Source organism: Dyadobacter linearis (assembly GCF_907165045.1).
Taxonomy (GTDB): Bacteria; Bacteroidota; Bacteroidia; order Cytophagales; family Spirosomataceae; genus Dyadobacter; species Dyadobacter linearis.
Map to the genome: position 1 here is coordinate 875,839 of NZ_CAJRAU010000003.1, position 13,557 is coordinate 889,395.

The following is a 13,557-nucleotide window of genomic DNA, read 5'->3' on the forward strand; positions in this document are numbered from 1 at the left end:
GGTCTACATTAGCTATTCAAATGCTCAACTACAGAACAGCGTAATTACAACTTAACCGCTTTACCACCAGCCTTCTCAATCGCCTCCGTTGCTGTGGAAGAAAACCCATGTGCATGAATTTCGAGCGCACTTGAAATTTCACCTCTATTCAGAACTTTAATAAGATCCTTTTTAGCACTTAAACCATGCTCGCTAATTACCTGTGGCGTAATTACACTAACACCGATTTTTTCAGCAAGCGCCTGGATTGCATCAAGATTAAGTGCCTTATATTCAACCCGGTTTATATTATTAAATCCGAATTTTGGTAAACGTCTTTGAAGCGGCATCTGGCCACCTTCAAATCCAACTTTACGACTATATCCTGAGCGCGACTGAGCCCCTTTATGTCCACGTGCAGCAGTTCCTCCTTTACCCGAGCCCTGACCACGTCCAACCCGCTTTCCAACTTTAACGGAGCCAGTAGCCGGCTTTAATGAACTAAGATTCATACTTTTAGTATATTAAATTTCTTCGACTTTAACTAAATGGCTTACTTTACGGATCATACCCGCAATCGCATCGCTATTTTCCTTCTCAACTGACCGGTTCAACTTTCCAAGTCCTAAGGCTTTAATTGTAAGCTTCTGGCGCTCCGGACGATCAATCGTGCTTTTAACTTGTGTAATACGTACTTTCGACATGACAACTCTCAGATAAGGAAATCCCTCAGGATTATCCGTTGAATACTTTCTCTAACTTCACGCTACGCTGAAAAGCCACTTGATGAGGAGCACGCATTTTCAAAAGAGCGTCAATTGTAGCTTTAATTACGTTGTGAGGATTCGATGATCCCTTAGACTTCGCAAGTACATCTTTAATACCTGCACTTTCTAAAACAGCCCGCATCGGACCACCAGCAAGAACACCAGTTCCAGGAGCAGCTGGCTTGATAAGTACAAAGCCTCCACTGAACTTACCTTCCATAGCATGAGGAACTGTGTGCTTAAGCATTGGTACCTGAATAAGGTTCTTCTTAGCGTCATCTATTCCCTTTGCGATTGCATCAGTTACTTCATTTGCTTTTCCTAAACCGTATCCAACAGCTCCGTTACCATCTCCTACAACGACAATTGCAGAAAAACTAAAACGACGACCGCCCTTTACTACTTTTGCTACCCGATTGATGGCAACTACGCGCTCTTTCAAATCAGATTCGTTAACCTTCGAAGGTCTTGTATTTATAGACATAGTCTTTGTTATGCTTAGAATTTCAGGCCACCCTCACGGGCTCCTTCGGCCAATGCTTTAACTTTTCCATGATACAAATATCCATTACGGTCGAAAACTACCGCTTGAATACCTGCCTCCTGCGCCTTTTCAGCAATCTTCTTACCTACCTGCTGCGCAACTTCAACATTGGAATTTTCTTTTCTGCCACCCAGATCAACAGATGATGCACTGGCCAAAGTAACTCCATTTATATCGTCTATAATCTGAGCATAAATGCTAGTATTAGAGCGAAAAACTGATAATCTTGGACGCTCTACGCTACCTTTCACCCTCTTACGAATGTGCAGTTTAAGGCGCTGTCTTCTGTCTGCTTTTGCGTTAGCCATTTTAATATTTTCTAACTTTGTTTATAACCTATTTAGTGGCAACGAATTACTTCTTAGAAGCAGACTTACCGGCTTTACGACGTACAATTTCACCCACAAACCGTATACCCTTACCTTTATAAGGTTCAACTTTACGCAATGACTTAATCTTCGCTGCAACTGAACCAATCAGCTCCTTGTCAATTCCTTCAAGTATCACCTTAGGATTCTGACCTTTCTCTGACGTTGTCGTTAGTTTGATCTCACTTGGAATCGCCATAAAGATATTATGCGAATAACCAAGTTGTAATTCAAGCACATTATTTGAGGCACTGGCCTTATAACCTACTCCAATTATTTCCAACTCCTTTTTGTACCCTTCACCAACACCAATAACCATGTTGTTGATCAAAGACCGGTACAAGCCATGAAGCGCTTTATGACGTTTCTGCTCAGTTGGACGTGAAACTTTTAGCTCGTTGCCTTCAACCTCAACGGTAATATCAGTATCGACTGTTTGCGATAGTGTACCTTTTGGCCCTTTTACCAACACGACGTTATCCTCGCCAACGGTAATCGAAATACCAGCTGGTAAAACGATAACTTTATTTCCTATCCGTGACATTCCTGAATATCTTTAAAATATTAATACACGAAACACAATACCTCACCACCAACATTCAAGGTTTTAGCCTCTTTGTCAGTCATTACACCCTTAGATGTCGAAATTATCACTGTTCCTAATCCACCCAATACACGCGGTAGAGTAGATGAACCAGAATATTTACGAAGCCCAGGCTTGCTAACCCTCTCCAATTTTACAATTGCAGATTGCTTAGTGACAGGATTGTATTTCAATGCAATCTTAATAGTGCCTTGCGGACCTACTTCGTCAAACTTATAGCTTTGAATATACCCTTTATCAAAAAGTACTTTCGTAATTTCTTTTTTTATGTTGGATGCAGGTATCTCAACAACCCGGTGCTTCGCTTTGATAGCGTTTCTGAGTCTCGTCAGATAGTCTGCTATGGGATCCGTTAACATTTTTTATGCCAAGTTTAAACACCCCTTTTTGAACGGGAGTGCAAAGTTAAGTAATTGAAATCAGAATTGAAAGTATTCTTACCAACTTGATTTAGTAACTCCCGGAATTTTTCCATCAGAAGCCATATCCCGGAAAAGAACTCTCGAAATCCCAAATTTACGCATGTACCCACGAGGTCTGCCCGTGATCTTGCATCGGTTATGAAGACGAACAGGAGATGAATTGCGTGGTAGCTTATCAAGACCCACCCAATCCTCGGCAGCTTTCAACTTCTTACGCTTATCAGCATATTTAGCAACCAATTCTTGCCTTTTTCTCTCTCTTGCTTTAACTGATTCTTTTGCCATTGTCGGTAAATAATCTTAAGTAATTTCTTATTTATTCGCGTTGGTGAAAGGCATTCCCAGTGCTTTTAACAGCTCGTAACTTTCTTCGTCCGAGTTGGTAGAAGTAACGAATGTAATATCCATTCCAGTGATTTTATTGACTTTCTCAATACTAATCTCCGGAAATATTATTTGCTCTTTTACACCAAATGTATAATTTCCACGTCCATCAAAACCTTTATCGCTAATGCCTTTGAAATCTCTTACACGGGGCATTGCAATAGCGGTTAGGCGATCCAAAAATTCGTACATGCGATCTCCGCGCAAAGTAACTTTGGCTCCAATCGGCATGTTCTCACGAAGCTTAAAGTTCGATACAGCTTTTTTCGAAATTGTAGCAATCGCTTTTTGACCTGTAATCAAACCTAATTCTTCAACTCCTGTATCGACTAATTTCTTGTCAGCCACAGCAGCTCCGATTCCCTTGTTAATGACAATCTTGGTCAAGCGGGGAACCTGCATTACTGATTTGTATTGAAACTTATCTTTCAATTGCGAAACAACTTCGCTCAGGTATTTTTCTTTTAATCTTGGCTGTGCCATTTTCTAAATTTTGTTACGTGGATTGCCGACCCACTCTTCAAATGATAAATCAGTTCGTATACAGGACTACAAAAGTTCTCCCGTTTTCTTTGAAAAACGCTGAAGCTTACCTTTATCGTTAGCTTTACGTCCAGTTCTTGTTGCTTCACCAGTTTTCGGATCTACAACCATCAGGTTACTGATATGAATCGCCCCCTCAAGTTTCTCGATGCTTCCTTGTGGGTTCTGAGCATTTGGTTTAACATGCTTAGTGATCATGTTCACGCCCTCCACAGTAGCTCTCGACTTATCAACAAGCACCTTCGTTATTACGCCGGATTCGCCTTTGGCGTTTCCAGAAATAACCTTTACTGTATCGCCTTTGCGAATATGCAGCTTAGCCGGAGCTTTTTTATTTTTACTTTCCATTGGTATTCTCAATTACAGTTTAAAGAAATACTTGTGCTTGATTTCTTACAACACTTCCGGAGCCAGGGATACGATTTTCATAAACTGCTTTTCGCGCAATTCTCTTGCAACAGGTCCGAAAATACGACTACCGCGAGGTTCGTCATTGTTATTTAATAAAACAGCCGCATTATCTTCAAACCTGATGTAGGTACCATCTTTACGTCGTACTTCCTTTTTAGTGCGTACAACCACGGCTTTAGATACCGTTCCCTTTTTCATATTGCTCGAAGACAGAGCGGACTTTACCGTTACGACGATTTTATCGCCAACCGAGGCATAACGTTTTCCAGTTCCGCCAAGCACACGGATTACGAGTACTTCTTTTGCACCACTGTTATCTGCTACCGACAGTCTTGATTCTTGTTGTACCATGATTACTTCGCTCTTTCAAGGATTTCTACTAATCTCCAACGTTTATTCTTGCTAAGCGGGCGAGTTTCCATCACTCGGATTGTATCACCAATACCAACCTGATTTGTCTCGTCATGCACCATCAGCTTGGTAGTTTTAGTCATAAACTTACCGTACTTGGCATGCTTCACTTTACGTTCAACAGTGATCACACAGGATTTCTCCATTTTGTTACTCACTACTTTACCAACTCTTTCTTTGCGTAAATTTCTTTCTGTTGCCTCCATAATTTCTAAACTGATTTACTGTTGGTTAGATTTAGCCGACAGCTCTGTTAAGAGTCTTGCAATTTCCTTACGTGAGGCGCGAATACGCAAAGGGTTCTCGATCGGAGAAATAGCGTGAGCAAATTTCAACCGCAGTAAGCGCTCTCTCTCTTGGGCGATCTGCTCTTTAAGCTGATCTTGCGAAAGATCCTTTATTTCTTTACTAGTCATTGCTTTAAATAATTAGCGTTCTTAATACATTCGGGTCAATCCTATTCCTGGTAATCCCGACGCACCACGAACTTGGTTTTAATTGGCAACTTTTGTGCAGCCAAACGCAATGCTTCATTTGCGGTATCCAGTGCAACACCAGTCGCTTCGAAAATGATCGTTCCGGGCTTAACAGGAGCTACCCAATATTCAGGAGCACCCTTTCCTTTACCCATACGAACCTCAGCAGGCTTCTTAGTAATTGGTTTGTCCGGGAAAACACGGATCCAAACTTGGCCTTCGCGTTTCATAGCACGTGTTACTGAGATACGGGCTGCTTCAATTTGGCGTGCTGTCAACCAACCTGGTTCGAGCGCCTTAATGGCGAACGAGCCGAAAGCGATTTCATGTCCACGTGTAGCCAAACCGTTGTATGAACCTTTTCCTTTCTGTTGCTTGCGAAATTTCGTTCTTTTCGGCTGTAACATGATTCTAATCTATTTGACCCGGTATAAACCGGAAAATGTCTGATTACTTCTTCTTATTCTTATTGTTGTTGTTGCCGCTACTGCGTTTGCGACGATCTGCTTCGCTTCCGCCGCCACCGCCTTCACCGCGTGGAGCACCATCACCGCGACCACCTCTTCGGTCACCTCTTCCGCCTCGGTCATTACCGCCACGATCATTTCCCGAAGATGCGCTTCTATCAGCTCTGTCAGAAGCCGCAGTTGCTGCACTAGGAGTCAAATCACGCTTGCCGTACAACTCGCCTTTGAAGATCCAAACCTTAATACCGATTTTTCCGTAGATAGTCTGAGCTTCGGAAATTGCATAATCAATATCAGCTCTCAAAGTGTGAAGAGGAATTCTTCCTTCTTTATATTCTTCTGTACGTGCCATTTCAGCACCACCCAAACGACCTGCAAGACGAATCTTGATTCCCTGAGTTCCTACGCGCATTGCAGAAGCTATAGATTGCTTCATTGCTCTACGATAAGAGATACGAGCTTGCAATTGCTGAGCGATTGCTTCGCCTACTAATTTTGCATCAATTTCAGGACGTTTAATTTCATAGATGTTGATTTGAACATCCTTTCCTGTAATTTTCTTAAGCTCTTCTTTGATTTTATCAACTTCGCTACCACCCTTTCCAATCACGATTCCCGGACGGGCGGTATGAATGGTTAATGTGATGCGCTTCAAAGTACGCTCTATAACTACTTTTGAAATCGAACCTTTTGGGATACGAGCCTTAATGTAGTTACGGATTTTTTCGTCCTCCACCAATTTGTCAGAGAAGTCCTTTCCTCCATACCAGCTTGACTCCCACCCTCTAACAATTCCTAGTCTCAGACCTATAGGATTAACCTTTTGTCCCATTCGATATAGATCGTTTTACTTATGATTCAGTTATTACTGCTTGTTCCTGCGCCTCAGCTGTTACTGATGCATCATCAATCACGATTGTGATGTGATTTGACCGTTTGCGAATCCGGTGTGCCCTCCCCTGAGGAGCAGGACGCAAACGTTTCAACATACGTCCACCGTCGATAAATACGGTTTTTACAATAAGATCCGCGTCCTCTAATTTTGCTCCTTCATTCAATTGCTGCCAGTTAGCAACAGCTGACAATAGAACTTTATGCAAAATCGGAGAAGATGCTCTCGGTTGAAACTTCAATAGTGCCAACGCTTTGCTAACCTTTTGTCCGCGAATCATGTCGGCTACTAATCTCATCTTGCGAGGAGAAGTAGGCACGTCTTTTAATATAGCTCTTGCTTCCATGTTCTTTCAGATATCGGCTCGTTCCTGTGAGAACCAGCTACCGTAGACTATTTATTTTCTTCCTTTATCTTTCTTTGCAGTGTGGCCACGGAAGTTTCTTGTTGGAGAAAATTCACCGAGTTTGTGACCAACCATATTTTCAGTTACGTATACCGGGATAAACTTATTCCCGTTATGGACTGCGAATGTATGCCCGATAAAATCAGGAGATATCATTGAGCGTCGTGACCAGGTCTTAATTACTGACTTGCGTGATGAATTGTTCATTACCTGAACCTTGTTCTCAAGACGGAAGTCGATGTATGGTCCTTTTTTTAATGAGCGTGCCATATTTTACTATTATTTTTTACGACGGCTGATAATCAATTTCTCAGAGTGCTTGTTGCGATCGCGAGTCTTAAGACCTTTCGCAAACTGTCCATTTCTAGACCGAGGCTGACCTCCCGACGAACGGCCCTCACCACCACCCATTGGGTGATCGACTGGGTTCATCGCTACACCTCTTACACGTGGACGACGTCCCAACCATCTTCTACGACCTGCCTTACCCAAAGCCACATTCATGTGACTTGCGTTAGAAACCGTACCAACCGTTGCAATACAAGTAGAAAGGATCATTCTCATCTCGCCAGAAGGCATTTTGAGAACAGCATATTTGCCTTCTCTCGCCACTAGCTGCGCATAAGCACCAGCACTCCTTGCAAACTGACCACCTTTTCCAGGAGTAAGCTCGATATTGTGAACAATTGTACCGATTGGCATTGCGCTCAATGGAAGGGCATTCCCAACCTCCGGAGCAACTGCATTACCGGAGACAATTACCTGTCCTACTTTTAATCCGTTAGGAGCAATGATATATCTCTTTTCCTGATCCTCAAACTGCACAAGAGCAATACGCGCTGAACGGTTTGGATCGTATTCTATAGTTAGAACGGTGGCCGGCGCATCGAACCTGTTTCTTTTGAAATCGATTACACGATACTTCCTTTTGTGACCACCACCAATATATCGCATGGTCATGTGTCCCTGGCTATTACGACCACCTGTTCTCTTGATGGGTTCCAGAAGACTCTTTTCAGGTTTCGCTGTGGTTATCTCCTCAAATGTAGGAGCCGAGCGGAAACGCTGACCAGCACTTGTCGGTTTTAATTTTTTAACTGCCATTTGCTATTACTCGTCAAAGATTTAAGTCGCTCAACTAGCTTATGCTTCACCGTAAATATCGATGATTTCACCCTCAGCCACCGTGATGATAGCTTTCTTGATAGTCGACGTTTTTCCACTTACAAATTTCCCTCCCGATGTACGGGACTTACTTTTACCAATGCTACGCATGGTGTGAACGCTTTCTACGGTAACCCCGAACAGTTTCTCGATAGCTTTTTTGATCTCTACCTTATTAGCGGTAAGAGCAACTTCAAAAGCGTATTTTCCTTGACCACCCTGAGCCGTTACCTTTTCGGTTATAATCGGACGTTTCAGTACACTCATTGTTATTTGTTCAATTGGGTTTCCAAAATAGACAGAGCAGATTCACTTATTAAAAGACGGTCTGCATACATGAGGTCGTAAGTATTGATTGAATCAACCGTTGTAACTCTCGCTTTCGGAATGTTACGGCTCGACAAGTAAACATTGCTGTCAATTGCTGGAAGAATCAATAATGTTTTGGTATTCACCAATGATAGCGAATTCAATACATTCAAATACGATTTCGTTTTCGGAGCATCAAATGTGAATGCTTCAACAACAGAGATCGCATCGGACTTCGCCTTAGCAGACAAGGCTGATATACGAGCCAATACTTTGACTTTCTTATTAATTTTAAAACCGTAATCACGAGGTCTTGGACCGAATATACGTCCACCACCTACGAATACAGGAGATTTAATGCTACCAGCACGAGCTCCACCTGTACCTTTTTGACGTTTGATCTTGCGAGTTGAATGATTGATCTCAGCACGCTCTTTTGACTTATGTGTACCCTGACGTTGATTCGCCAAATACAACTTCACGTCGAGATAGATAGCGTGCGTGTTAGGTTCGATGCCGAAGATCTCTTCTGACACACTTACCTTTTTGCCGGTATCTTCTCCTTTTATATTTAATACGGACAGTTCCATTGTACTATTTCTCAATGATTAGAAATGAATTCTTTGAACCCGGTACTGAGCCACTCACTACAAGAATGTTTTGCTCAGGTATCACTTTCAGAATACGCAAATTCTGAATTTTTACACGATTGTTACCCATGCGTCCACCCATACGAATGCCTTTAAATACGCGTGACGGGAATGAACAGGCACCAATCGAACCTGGGTGACGCGCTCTGTTATGCTGACCGTGAGTCTGACCTCCTACCCCGGCAAAGCCATGGCGTTTCACAACACCTTGGAAACCGCGGCCCTTAGCAGAACCAACAACGTCAACAAACTCGCCTTCTTCAAAGATATCCGTAACGGACAATGAAGTTCCAAGTTCATGCTCCACTTCAAATTCCTTGAACTCAACCACTTTTTGTTTGGGAGTTGTGTTGGCTTTTTTGAAGTGGCCAATCATAGGTTGAGTAGAGTTTTTTTCCTTCTTCTCACCAAAACCTAATTGAATGGCTTTGTAGCCATCCTTTTCTTCGGACCTAACTTGTGTAACAACACAAGGACCAGCTTGGATCACAGTACATGCCAGAGCCTGCCCGTCAGCATTGTACAAACTGGTCATCCCGATTTTCTTACCAATTAAACCAGACATGTTTCGAAATTAAAATTAGCAGGTAATACCCTTATTCTTTAAAACGGACTGCAAAGGTAGGAAATCAAAAATTAGCATCCAATGCAGTTTCAAAATATTTCTCGTTGATAATCAGCAAAAAAGGTCAGATGAATAAACATCTGACCTCAATTCTGAAAACACTCTCAATAACATATACAATATGTTATTTGTTAGCTTTTCTGAGCTCAGATGTGGTTTCCGGGAACCGGACCTTCATCCAAATTATGTCTTGGTTTAACTCAATAAACCCTTATCACTATACTTTAATCTCCACATCAACTCCACTTGGCAATTCAAGCTTCATTAACGCATCAACAGTCTTAGCGCTTGTTGAGAAAATATCAACCAGGCGTTTGTAGGTACAAAGCTGAAATTGCTCCCTCGATTTCTTATTCACGTGCGGAGAACGCAGAACCGTAAATTTTTCAGTCTTAGTCGGCAAAGGAATAGGCCCACTAACAATTGCACCTGTTGCCTTTACTGCCTTCACAATTTTCTCAGCTGACTTATCAACCAAGTTGTGGTCAAATGACCGAAGTTTGATACGAATTTTTTGATTCATCTTGCTTGTTTATTTCCGGTTCAGAAAACTTGATCAGAGTAACTCTGGCAATCCATCAGCGAAAGAACCATTTACTTCACTGATTTATGTCTTATATAGATTAGTTACCAGATTACTCTGGTAACTAATTAATTATTTATGCTTTAACTAATCCTTTTGCTTTCTCGATTACCGCTTCTGCAATGTTATTAGGGACAATCTCGTAGTAAGCGAATGTCAAAGATGCGGTTGCACGGCCTGATGACATTGTACGAAGATCCGTTACATAACCGAATAGTTCAGACAAAGGCACATCACATTTGATAACCTGTGCGCCATTACGTGAATCCATTCCGCGCATAACACCACGGCGACGGTTAAGGTCACCAGTGATTGGTCCAGTGTATTCATCAGGTGTAAGAACTTCAACGTGCATGATCGGTTCCATCAATTTTGAACCTGCATGACGAGCAGCTTCTTTGAAACCAATTTTTGCTGCAAGTTCAAATGACAGTGCATCTGAATCGACATCGTGGAAAGATCCGTGGAAAATACGCACTTTCATAGAATCCAAAGGATATCCTGCAAGTGCACCATTTGACATCGAAGCTTCGAACCCTTTCTGGATCGGAGCGATAAATTCACGAGGAATAGTACCACCCACAATCTGGTTAACAAACTGCAAACCGGTTTTTGGCTCTTGCCCCTCTTCGTTATCATCGCGTGGTCCGATTTCAAATACGATATCGGCAAACTTACCACGACCACCTGTTTGTTTCTTGTATACTTCGCGGTGCTCGAAGTTTTTAGTAAGAATCTCTTTGTAAGCAACCTGAGGCGCCCCTTGGTTCACTTCGACTTTGAATTCACGACGCATACGGTCGATGATGATTTCAAGGTGAAGCTCACCCATTCCTTTGATGATGGTCTGACCTGTTTCTTCGTTACTTTCAACTTGCAACGTAGGATCTTCTTCGATCAATTTGGTAATTGCTTTTGAGAAGTTGTCGCTATCAGCAGCTTTCTTAGGTTCAATTGCGTAACCAATTACCGGCTCAGGGAACACCATTGATTCAAGAACGATTGGGTTCTTTTCATCCGATAATGTATCTCCTGTTTTAATATCCTTGAAACCTACAACTGCACCAATATCACCTGCTTCAAGACGATCAATTTGATTTTGCTTGTTAGCGTGCATTTGGAAGATACGAGAGATACGCTCTTTGTTTCCTGAACGATTGTTCAAAACATAAGAACCTGAATCAAGATATCCAGAGTAAGAACGGATAAAGCAAAGACGTCCTACATAAGGGTCAGTTGCAATTTTAAACGCTAATGCGCAGAAAGGATCTGCATCCGTTGGCTGGCGAGAAATCTCATTTCCAGTGCGAGGATCAGTTCCAATGATGCTTTCGCGATCTTGTGGTGAAGGCAAGATAGCCATCACGTAATCAAGCATCGTTTGAACACCCTTATTTTTGAACGAAGAACCACAAACCATAGGAACGATTTTCATGCTGATCGTTGCTGCACGCAAAGCTGCAAGAATTTCGTCTTCTGAGATTGAATTAGGATCTTCGAAGTATTTTTCCATCAAAGTATCGTCGAATTCTGCGACAGCTTCAAGCAACTTTTCTCTCCACTCAGTTGCTTCTTCAAGCATATCCTCTGGAATCGGAACTTCTTTGAAAGTCATTCCTTTATCTTCTTCATTCCATTCGATACCGCGGAAGTTAACAAGGTCAACCACACCACGGAAAGTATCTTCTGCACCGATCGGCAATTGAAGAGGCACAGCATAGCTTCCAAGCATTTCTTTAACCTGCGTACAAACTTTCAAGAAGTCTGCACCTGAGCGGTCCATTTTATTTACGAAACCGATGCGGGCAACATTATAGTTATTAGCCAAGCGCCAGTTCGTCTCAGACTGAGGCTCAACACCGTCAACTGCACTAAAAAGGAATACAAGACCATCCAATACACGAAGAGAACGGTTTACTTCAACTGTGAAGTCAACGTGTCCCGGTGTATCGATAATGTTTATATGATATTTCTCTCCACGGTAATTCCAGTCAACTGTCGTAGCAGCTGAAGTAATAGTGATACCACGCTCCTGTTCCTGCTCCATCCAGTCCATTGTAGCAGCACCATCATGTACTTCTCCAATTTTGTGGCTAACCCCTGCGTAATAGAGGATACGCTCCGTTGTGGTTGTTTTACCCGCATCAATGTGCGCAGCAATACCAATGTTTCTTGTTAATCTTAGATCACGTGCCATGACTGATGGTGATGTGTTATATTTTATTCGATGTGCAATTCAATTCGAAGAACTTGAACTTGTAAGGAGACAGCAGAAGCCATTACTTTTAAAAATTCAGAGCGCAAAAGTATATATTGTTGATTATAAAAACAATTGAGTGGAAGTAATTTTCCGAAAAAACATTCAGAAGTACAGCGCCTAACCTTACAGCCAACTAAATATCGCGGCAATTGATAACCCAAGCTACCCATAATAAACAAAAAGCCGGATCTCGTTGAAGACCCGGCTTGATGCTATGTAATAAAACGGACTAGAACCGGAAATGCGAGAATGCTTTGTTCGCATCTGCCATACGGTGCGTATCGTCTTTTTTCTTAACAGCAGCTCCTTCACCTTTTGCAGCAGCGATGATTTCGCCAGCAAGACGGTCAACCATCGTTTTTTCTCCACGCTTACGTGAGTAGTTGATCAACCATTTCATGCCAAGAGATTGCTTACGCTCAGGACGAACTTCGGTTGGAACCTGGAAGGTAGCACCCCCAACGCGGCGGCTTTTAACTTCCACAGAAGGAGTAACATTGTTCAATGCTTTTTTCCAAGTTTCCAATCCACTTTCGCTAGTTTTTTTCTCAACCAACTCCAATGCGTCATAGAAAATAGTAAATGCAATGCTCTTCTTTCCTTCGTACATCAGGTTGTTCACAAACTTAGTAACCTGAACGTCCCTGAACTTCGGATCAGGAAGGATATATCTTTTCTTTGGTTTCGACTTTCTCATTTTGTCTTAATGTTTTTACACGAGGTTTCGTTTTGCAACTTATTCACCCTGGATTGCTCCCGGATTACTTCCCTTTTATCAACTTAATTATTTAATAAAAGCAGAGAGAGTTACTTTTTATTTCTTTTTACCTTTTGTTGGTGCTGCCGCAACTTGTCCTGGTTTTGGACGCTTAGCACCATACTTAGAACGACGTTGTTTACGTCCGTTAACACCAGCTGTATCCAATGCACCACGGATAATGTGGTAACGAACACCTGGTAAATCTTTAACACGACCACCACGGATCAATACGATCGAGTGCTCTTGCAAGTTGTGGCCTTCTCCTGGGATGTAGGCATTCACCTCTTTGTTGTTGGAAAGACGAACACGTGCTACTTTACGAAGTGCTGAGTTCGGTTTTTTTGGCGTTGTAGTGTACACCCTGGTGCACACACCCCTACGCTGAGGGCAAGAATCCAAAGCCGGTGACTTTGATTTCCATGTAATGGTCTCTCTACCTTTACGGACTAATTGTGAAATAGTTGGCATTTAACAAATTGATTTTGATCAGATTACTTGTCCGATCCATTGTTATGGAAACACTTTTCCCGAA

24 protein-coding genes are annotated in these 13,557 nt (G+C 42.2%); all 24 read right to left on the minus strand.

Annotation, left to right across the window (positions count from 1 at the left end):
* Window positions 1–44: 44 nt before the first annotated feature.
* The gene (gene rplO / locus KOD92_RS14085; RefSeq protein WP_215234201.1) at window positions 45–491 is read right to left on the minus strand and encodes a 50S ribosomal protein L15; all 447 of its coding nucleotides are present in this window, start codon (window positions 489–491) and stop codon (window positions 45–47) included.
* A 12-nt stretch (window positions 492–503) separates the two neighbouring features.
* On the minus strand, window positions 504–683 hold the full coding sequence (gene rpmD / locus KOD92_RS14090) for a 50S ribosomal protein L30 (protein ID WP_031528736.1): 180 nt from the start codon (window positions 681–683) through the stop codon (window positions 504–506).
* Window positions 684–714: 31 nt separating this feature from the next.
* Complete coding sequence (gene rpsE / locus KOD92_RS14095) at window positions 715–1,230, minus strand: 30S ribosomal protein S5 (RefSeq protein WP_215234202.1); 516 nt, start codon at window positions 1,228–1,230, stop codon at window positions 715–717.
* A gap of 14 nt (window positions 1,231–1,244) precedes the next feature.
* Window positions 1,245–1,598 (minus strand): 50S ribosomal protein L18, encoded by a 354-nt coding sequence (gene rplR / locus KOD92_RS14100; RefSeq protein WP_215234203.1) that lies wholly within the window; start codon window positions 1,596–1,598, stop codon window positions 1,245–1,247.
* Window positions 1,599–1,644: 46 nt separating this feature from the next.
* The gene (gene rplF / locus KOD92_RS14105; RefSeq protein WP_215234204.1) at window positions 1,645–2,202 is read right to left on the minus strand and encodes a 50S ribosomal protein L6; all 558 of its coding nucleotides are present in this window, start codon (window positions 2,200–2,202) and stop codon (window positions 1,645–1,647) included.
* Window positions 2,203–2,222: 20 nt separating this feature from the next.
* Complete coding sequence (gene rpsH / locus KOD92_RS14110; protein ID WP_031528740.1) at window positions 2,223–2,621, minus strand: 30S ribosomal protein S8; 399 nt, start codon at window positions 2,619–2,621, stop codon at window positions 2,223–2,225.
* A gap of 78 nt (window positions 2,622–2,699) precedes the next feature.
* Complete coding sequence (gene rpsN / locus KOD92_RS14115) at window positions 2,700–2,969, minus strand: 30S ribosomal protein S14 (protein WP_138365937.1); 270 nt, start codon at window positions 2,967–2,969, stop codon at window positions 2,700–2,702.
* A gap of 27 nt (window positions 2,970–2,996) precedes the next feature.
* Window positions 2,997–3,551, minus strand: a complete 555-nt coding sequence (gene rplE / locus KOD92_RS14120; protein ID WP_215234205.1) for a 50S ribosomal protein L5 — start codon at window positions 3,549–3,551, stop codon at window positions 2,997–2,999.
* A 66-nt stretch (window positions 3,552–3,617) separates the two neighbouring features.
* Complete coding sequence (rplX, locus tag KOD92_RS14125; protein WP_215234206.1) at window positions 3,618–3,959, minus strand: 50S ribosomal protein L24; 342 nt, start codon at window positions 3,957–3,959, stop codon at window positions 3,618–3,620.
* A 45-nt stretch (window positions 3,960–4,004) separates the two neighbouring features.
* Window positions 4,005–4,373 carry a 50S ribosomal protein L14 gene (gene rplN, locus KOD92_RS14130; RefSeq protein ID WP_015813798.1) on the minus strand — a complete coding sequence of 123 codons (369 nt, stop codon included), beginning with the start codon at window positions 4,371–4,373 and terminating at the stop codon, window positions 4,005–4,007.
* Window positions 4,374–4,375: 2 nt separating this feature from the next.
* A complete protein-coding gene (rpsQ, locus tag KOD92_RS14135) occupies window positions 4,376–4,639 on the minus strand; it encodes a 30S ribosomal protein S17 (RefSeq protein ID WP_082217005.1) in 264 nt (87 codons plus the stop codon).
* Between the two features lie 15 nt (window positions 4,640–4,654).
* The gene (rpmC, locus tag KOD92_RS14140; protein ID WP_031528745.1) at window positions 4,655–4,849 is read right to left on the minus strand and encodes a 50S ribosomal protein L29; all 195 of its coding nucleotides are present in this window, start codon (window positions 4,847–4,849) and stop codon (window positions 4,655–4,657) included.
* Between the two features lie 41 nt (window positions 4,850–4,890).
* Window positions 4,891–5,316, minus strand: a complete 426-nt coding sequence (gene rplP, locus KOD92_RS14145; protein WP_138480884.1) for a 50S ribosomal protein L16 — start codon at window positions 5,314–5,316, stop codon at window positions 4,891–4,893.
* A gap of 43 nt (window positions 5,317–5,359) precedes the next feature.
* Entirely contained in the window at window positions 5,360–6,208 is an 849-nt protein-coding gene (gene rpsC, locus KOD92_RS14150) for a 30S ribosomal protein S3 (RefSeq protein WP_215234207.1), read from the minus strand.
* Window positions 6,209–6,227: 19 nt separating this feature from the next.
* Window positions 6,228–6,614: a 50S ribosomal protein L22 gene (rplV, locus tag KOD92_RS14155; RefSeq protein WP_215234208.1), complete on the minus strand. Its 387-nt coding sequence runs from the start codon at window positions 6,612–6,614 to the stop codon at window positions 6,228–6,230.
* A gap of 51 nt (window positions 6,615–6,665) precedes the next feature.
* Complete coding sequence (gene rpsS / locus KOD92_RS14160; protein WP_031528749.1) at window positions 6,666–6,944, minus strand: 30S ribosomal protein S19; 279 nt, start codon at window positions 6,942–6,944, stop codon at window positions 6,666–6,668.
* Window positions 6,945–6,953: 9 nt separating this feature from the next.
* Window positions 6,954–7,778: a 50S ribosomal protein L2 gene (gene rplB / locus KOD92_RS14165; RefSeq protein ID WP_215234209.1), complete on the minus strand. Its 825-nt coding sequence runs from the start codon at window positions 7,776–7,778 to the stop codon at window positions 6,954–6,956.
* 39 nt (window positions 7,779–7,817) lie between these two features.
* The gene (gene rplW, locus KOD92_RS14170; protein WP_138365927.1) at window positions 7,818–8,105 is read right to left on the minus strand and encodes a 50S ribosomal protein L23; all 288 of its coding nucleotides are present in this window, start codon (window positions 8,103–8,105) and stop codon (window positions 7,818–7,820) included.
* A gap of 2 nt (window positions 8,106–8,107) precedes the next feature.
* Window positions 8,108–8,737, minus strand: a complete 630-nt coding sequence (rplD, locus tag KOD92_RS14175; RefSeq protein ID WP_215234210.1) for a 50S ribosomal protein L4 — start codon at window positions 8,735–8,737, stop codon at window positions 8,108–8,110.
* A gap of 4 nt (window positions 8,738–8,741) precedes the next feature.
* Window positions 8,742–9,362 carry a 50S ribosomal protein L3 gene (gene rplC / locus KOD92_RS14180; protein ID WP_215234211.1) on the minus strand — a complete coding sequence of 207 codons (621 nt, stop codon included), beginning with the start codon at window positions 9,360–9,362 and terminating at the stop codon, window positions 8,742–8,744.
* 277 nt (window positions 9,363–9,639) lie between these two features.
* Window positions 9,640–9,945 carry a 30S ribosomal protein S10 gene (gene rpsJ / locus KOD92_RS14185; protein WP_026631228.1) on the minus strand — a complete coding sequence of 102 codons (306 nt, stop codon included), beginning with the start codon at window positions 9,943–9,945 and terminating at the stop codon, window positions 9,640–9,642.
* 136 nt (window positions 9,946–10,081) lie between these two features.
* Window positions 10,082–12,202 carry an elongation factor G gene (fusA, locus tag KOD92_RS14190; RefSeq protein WP_215234212.1) on the minus strand — a complete coding sequence of 707 codons (2,121 nt, stop codon included), beginning with the start codon at window positions 12,200–12,202 and terminating at the stop codon, window positions 10,082–10,084.
* 292 nt (window positions 12,203–12,494) lie between these two features.
* Entirely contained in the window at window positions 12,495–12,962 is a 468-nt protein-coding gene (gene rpsG, locus KOD92_RS14195) for a 30S ribosomal protein S7 (protein WP_131961012.1), read from the minus strand.
* 117 nt (window positions 12,963–13,079) lie between these two features.
* On the minus strand, window positions 13,080–13,493 hold the full coding sequence (gene rpsL / locus KOD92_RS14200; RefSeq protein ID WP_026631225.1) for a 30S ribosomal protein S12: 414 nt from the start codon (window positions 13,491–13,493) through the stop codon (window positions 13,080–13,082).
* Window positions 13,494–13,557 lie beyond the last annotated feature (64 nt).

Excerpts from the sequence above, each read along its gene's own strand:
- fusA (WP_215234212.1), bottom strand. The coding sequence starts at position 12,202 with ATGGCACGTGATCTAAGATTAACAAGAAACATTGGTATTGCTGCGCAC.
- rplV (WP_215234208.1), bottom strand. The coding sequence starts at position 6,614 with ATGGAAGCAAGAGCTATATTAAAAGACGTGCCTACTTCTCCTCGCAAG.
- rplD (WP_215234210.1), bottom strand. The coding sequence starts at position 8,737 with ATGGAACTGTCCGTATTAAATATAAAAGGAGAAGATACCGGCAAAAAG.
- rpsC (WP_215234207.1), bottom strand. The coding sequence starts at position 6,208 with ATGGGACAAAAGGTTAATCCTATAGGTCTGAGACTAGGAATTGTTAGA.
- rpmC (WP_031528745.1), bottom strand. The coding sequence starts at position 4,849 with ATGACTAGTAAAGAAATAAAGGATCTTTCGCAAGATCAGCTTAAAGAG.
- rpsJ (WP_026631228.1), bottom strand. The coding sequence starts at position 9,945 with ATGAATCAAAAAATTCGTATCAAACTTCGGTCATTTGACCACAACTTG.
- rplC (WP_215234211.1), bottom strand. The coding sequence starts at position 9,362 with ATGTCTGGTTTAATTGGTAAGAAAATCGGGATGACCAGTTTGTACAAT.
- rpmD (WP_031528736.1), bottom strand. The coding sequence starts at position 683 with ATGTCGAAAGTACGTATTACACAAGTTAAAAGCACGATTGATCGTCCG.
- rpsQ (WP_082217005.1), bottom strand. The coding sequence starts at position 4,639 with ATGGAGGCAACAGAAAGAAATTTACGCAAAGAAAGAGTTGGTAAAGTA.
- rplF (WP_215234204.1), bottom strand. The coding sequence starts at position 2,202 with ATGTCACGGATAGGAAATAAAGTTATCGTTTTACCAGCTGGTATTTCG.
- rplX (WP_215234206.1), bottom strand. The coding sequence starts at position 3,959 with ATGGAAAGTAAAAATAAAAAAGCTCCGGCTAAGCTGCATATTCGCAAA.
- rpsE (WP_215234202.1), bottom strand. The coding sequence starts at position 1,230 with ATGTCTATAAATACAAGACCTTCGAAGGTTAACGAATCTGATTTGAAA.
- rplW (WP_138365927.1), bottom strand. The coding sequence starts at position 8,105 with ATGAGTGTACTGAAACGTCCGATTATAACCGAAAAGGTAACGGCTCAG.
- rpsL (WP_026631225.1), bottom strand. The coding sequence starts at position 13,493 with ATGCCAACTATTTCACAATTAGTCCGTAAAGGTAGAGAGACCATTACA.
- rplP (WP_138480884.1), bottom strand. The coding sequence starts at position 5,316 with ATGTTACAGCCGAAAAGAACGAAATTTCGCAAGCAACAGAAAGGAAAA.
- rplO (WP_215234201.1), bottom strand. The coding sequence starts at position 491 with ATGAATCTTAGTTCATTAAAGCCGGCTACTGGCTCCGTTAAAGTTGGA.
- rpsS (WP_031528749.1), bottom strand. The coding sequence starts at position 6,944 with ATGGCACGCTCATTAAAAAAAGGACCATACATCGACTTCCGTCTTGAG.
- rplB (WP_215234209.1), bottom strand. The coding sequence starts at position 7,778 with ATGGCAGTTAAAAAATTAAAACCGACAAGTGCTGGTCAGCGTTTCCGC.
- rplN (WP_015813798.1), bottom strand. The coding sequence starts at position 4,373 with ATGGTACAACAAGAATCAAGACTGTCGGTAGCAGATAACAGTGGTGCA.
- rpsN (WP_138365937.1), bottom strand. The coding sequence starts at position 2,969 with ATGGCAAAAGAATCAGTTAAAGCAAGAGAGAGAAAAAGGCAAGAATTG.
- rpsG (WP_131961012.1), bottom strand. The coding sequence starts at position 12,962 with ATGAGAAAGTCGAAACCAAAGAAAAGATATATCCTTCCTGATCCGAAG.
- rplE (WP_215234205.1), bottom strand. The coding sequence starts at position 3,551 with ATGGCACAGCCAAGATTAAAAGAAAAATACCTGAGCGAAGTTGTTTCG.
- rpsH (WP_031528740.1), bottom strand. The coding sequence starts at position 2,621 with ATGTTAACGGATCCCATAGCAGACTATCTGACGAGACTCAGAAACGCT.
- rplR (WP_215234203.1), bottom strand. The coding sequence starts at position 1,598 with ATGGCTAACGCAAAAGCAGACAGAAGACAGCGCCTTAAACTGCACATT.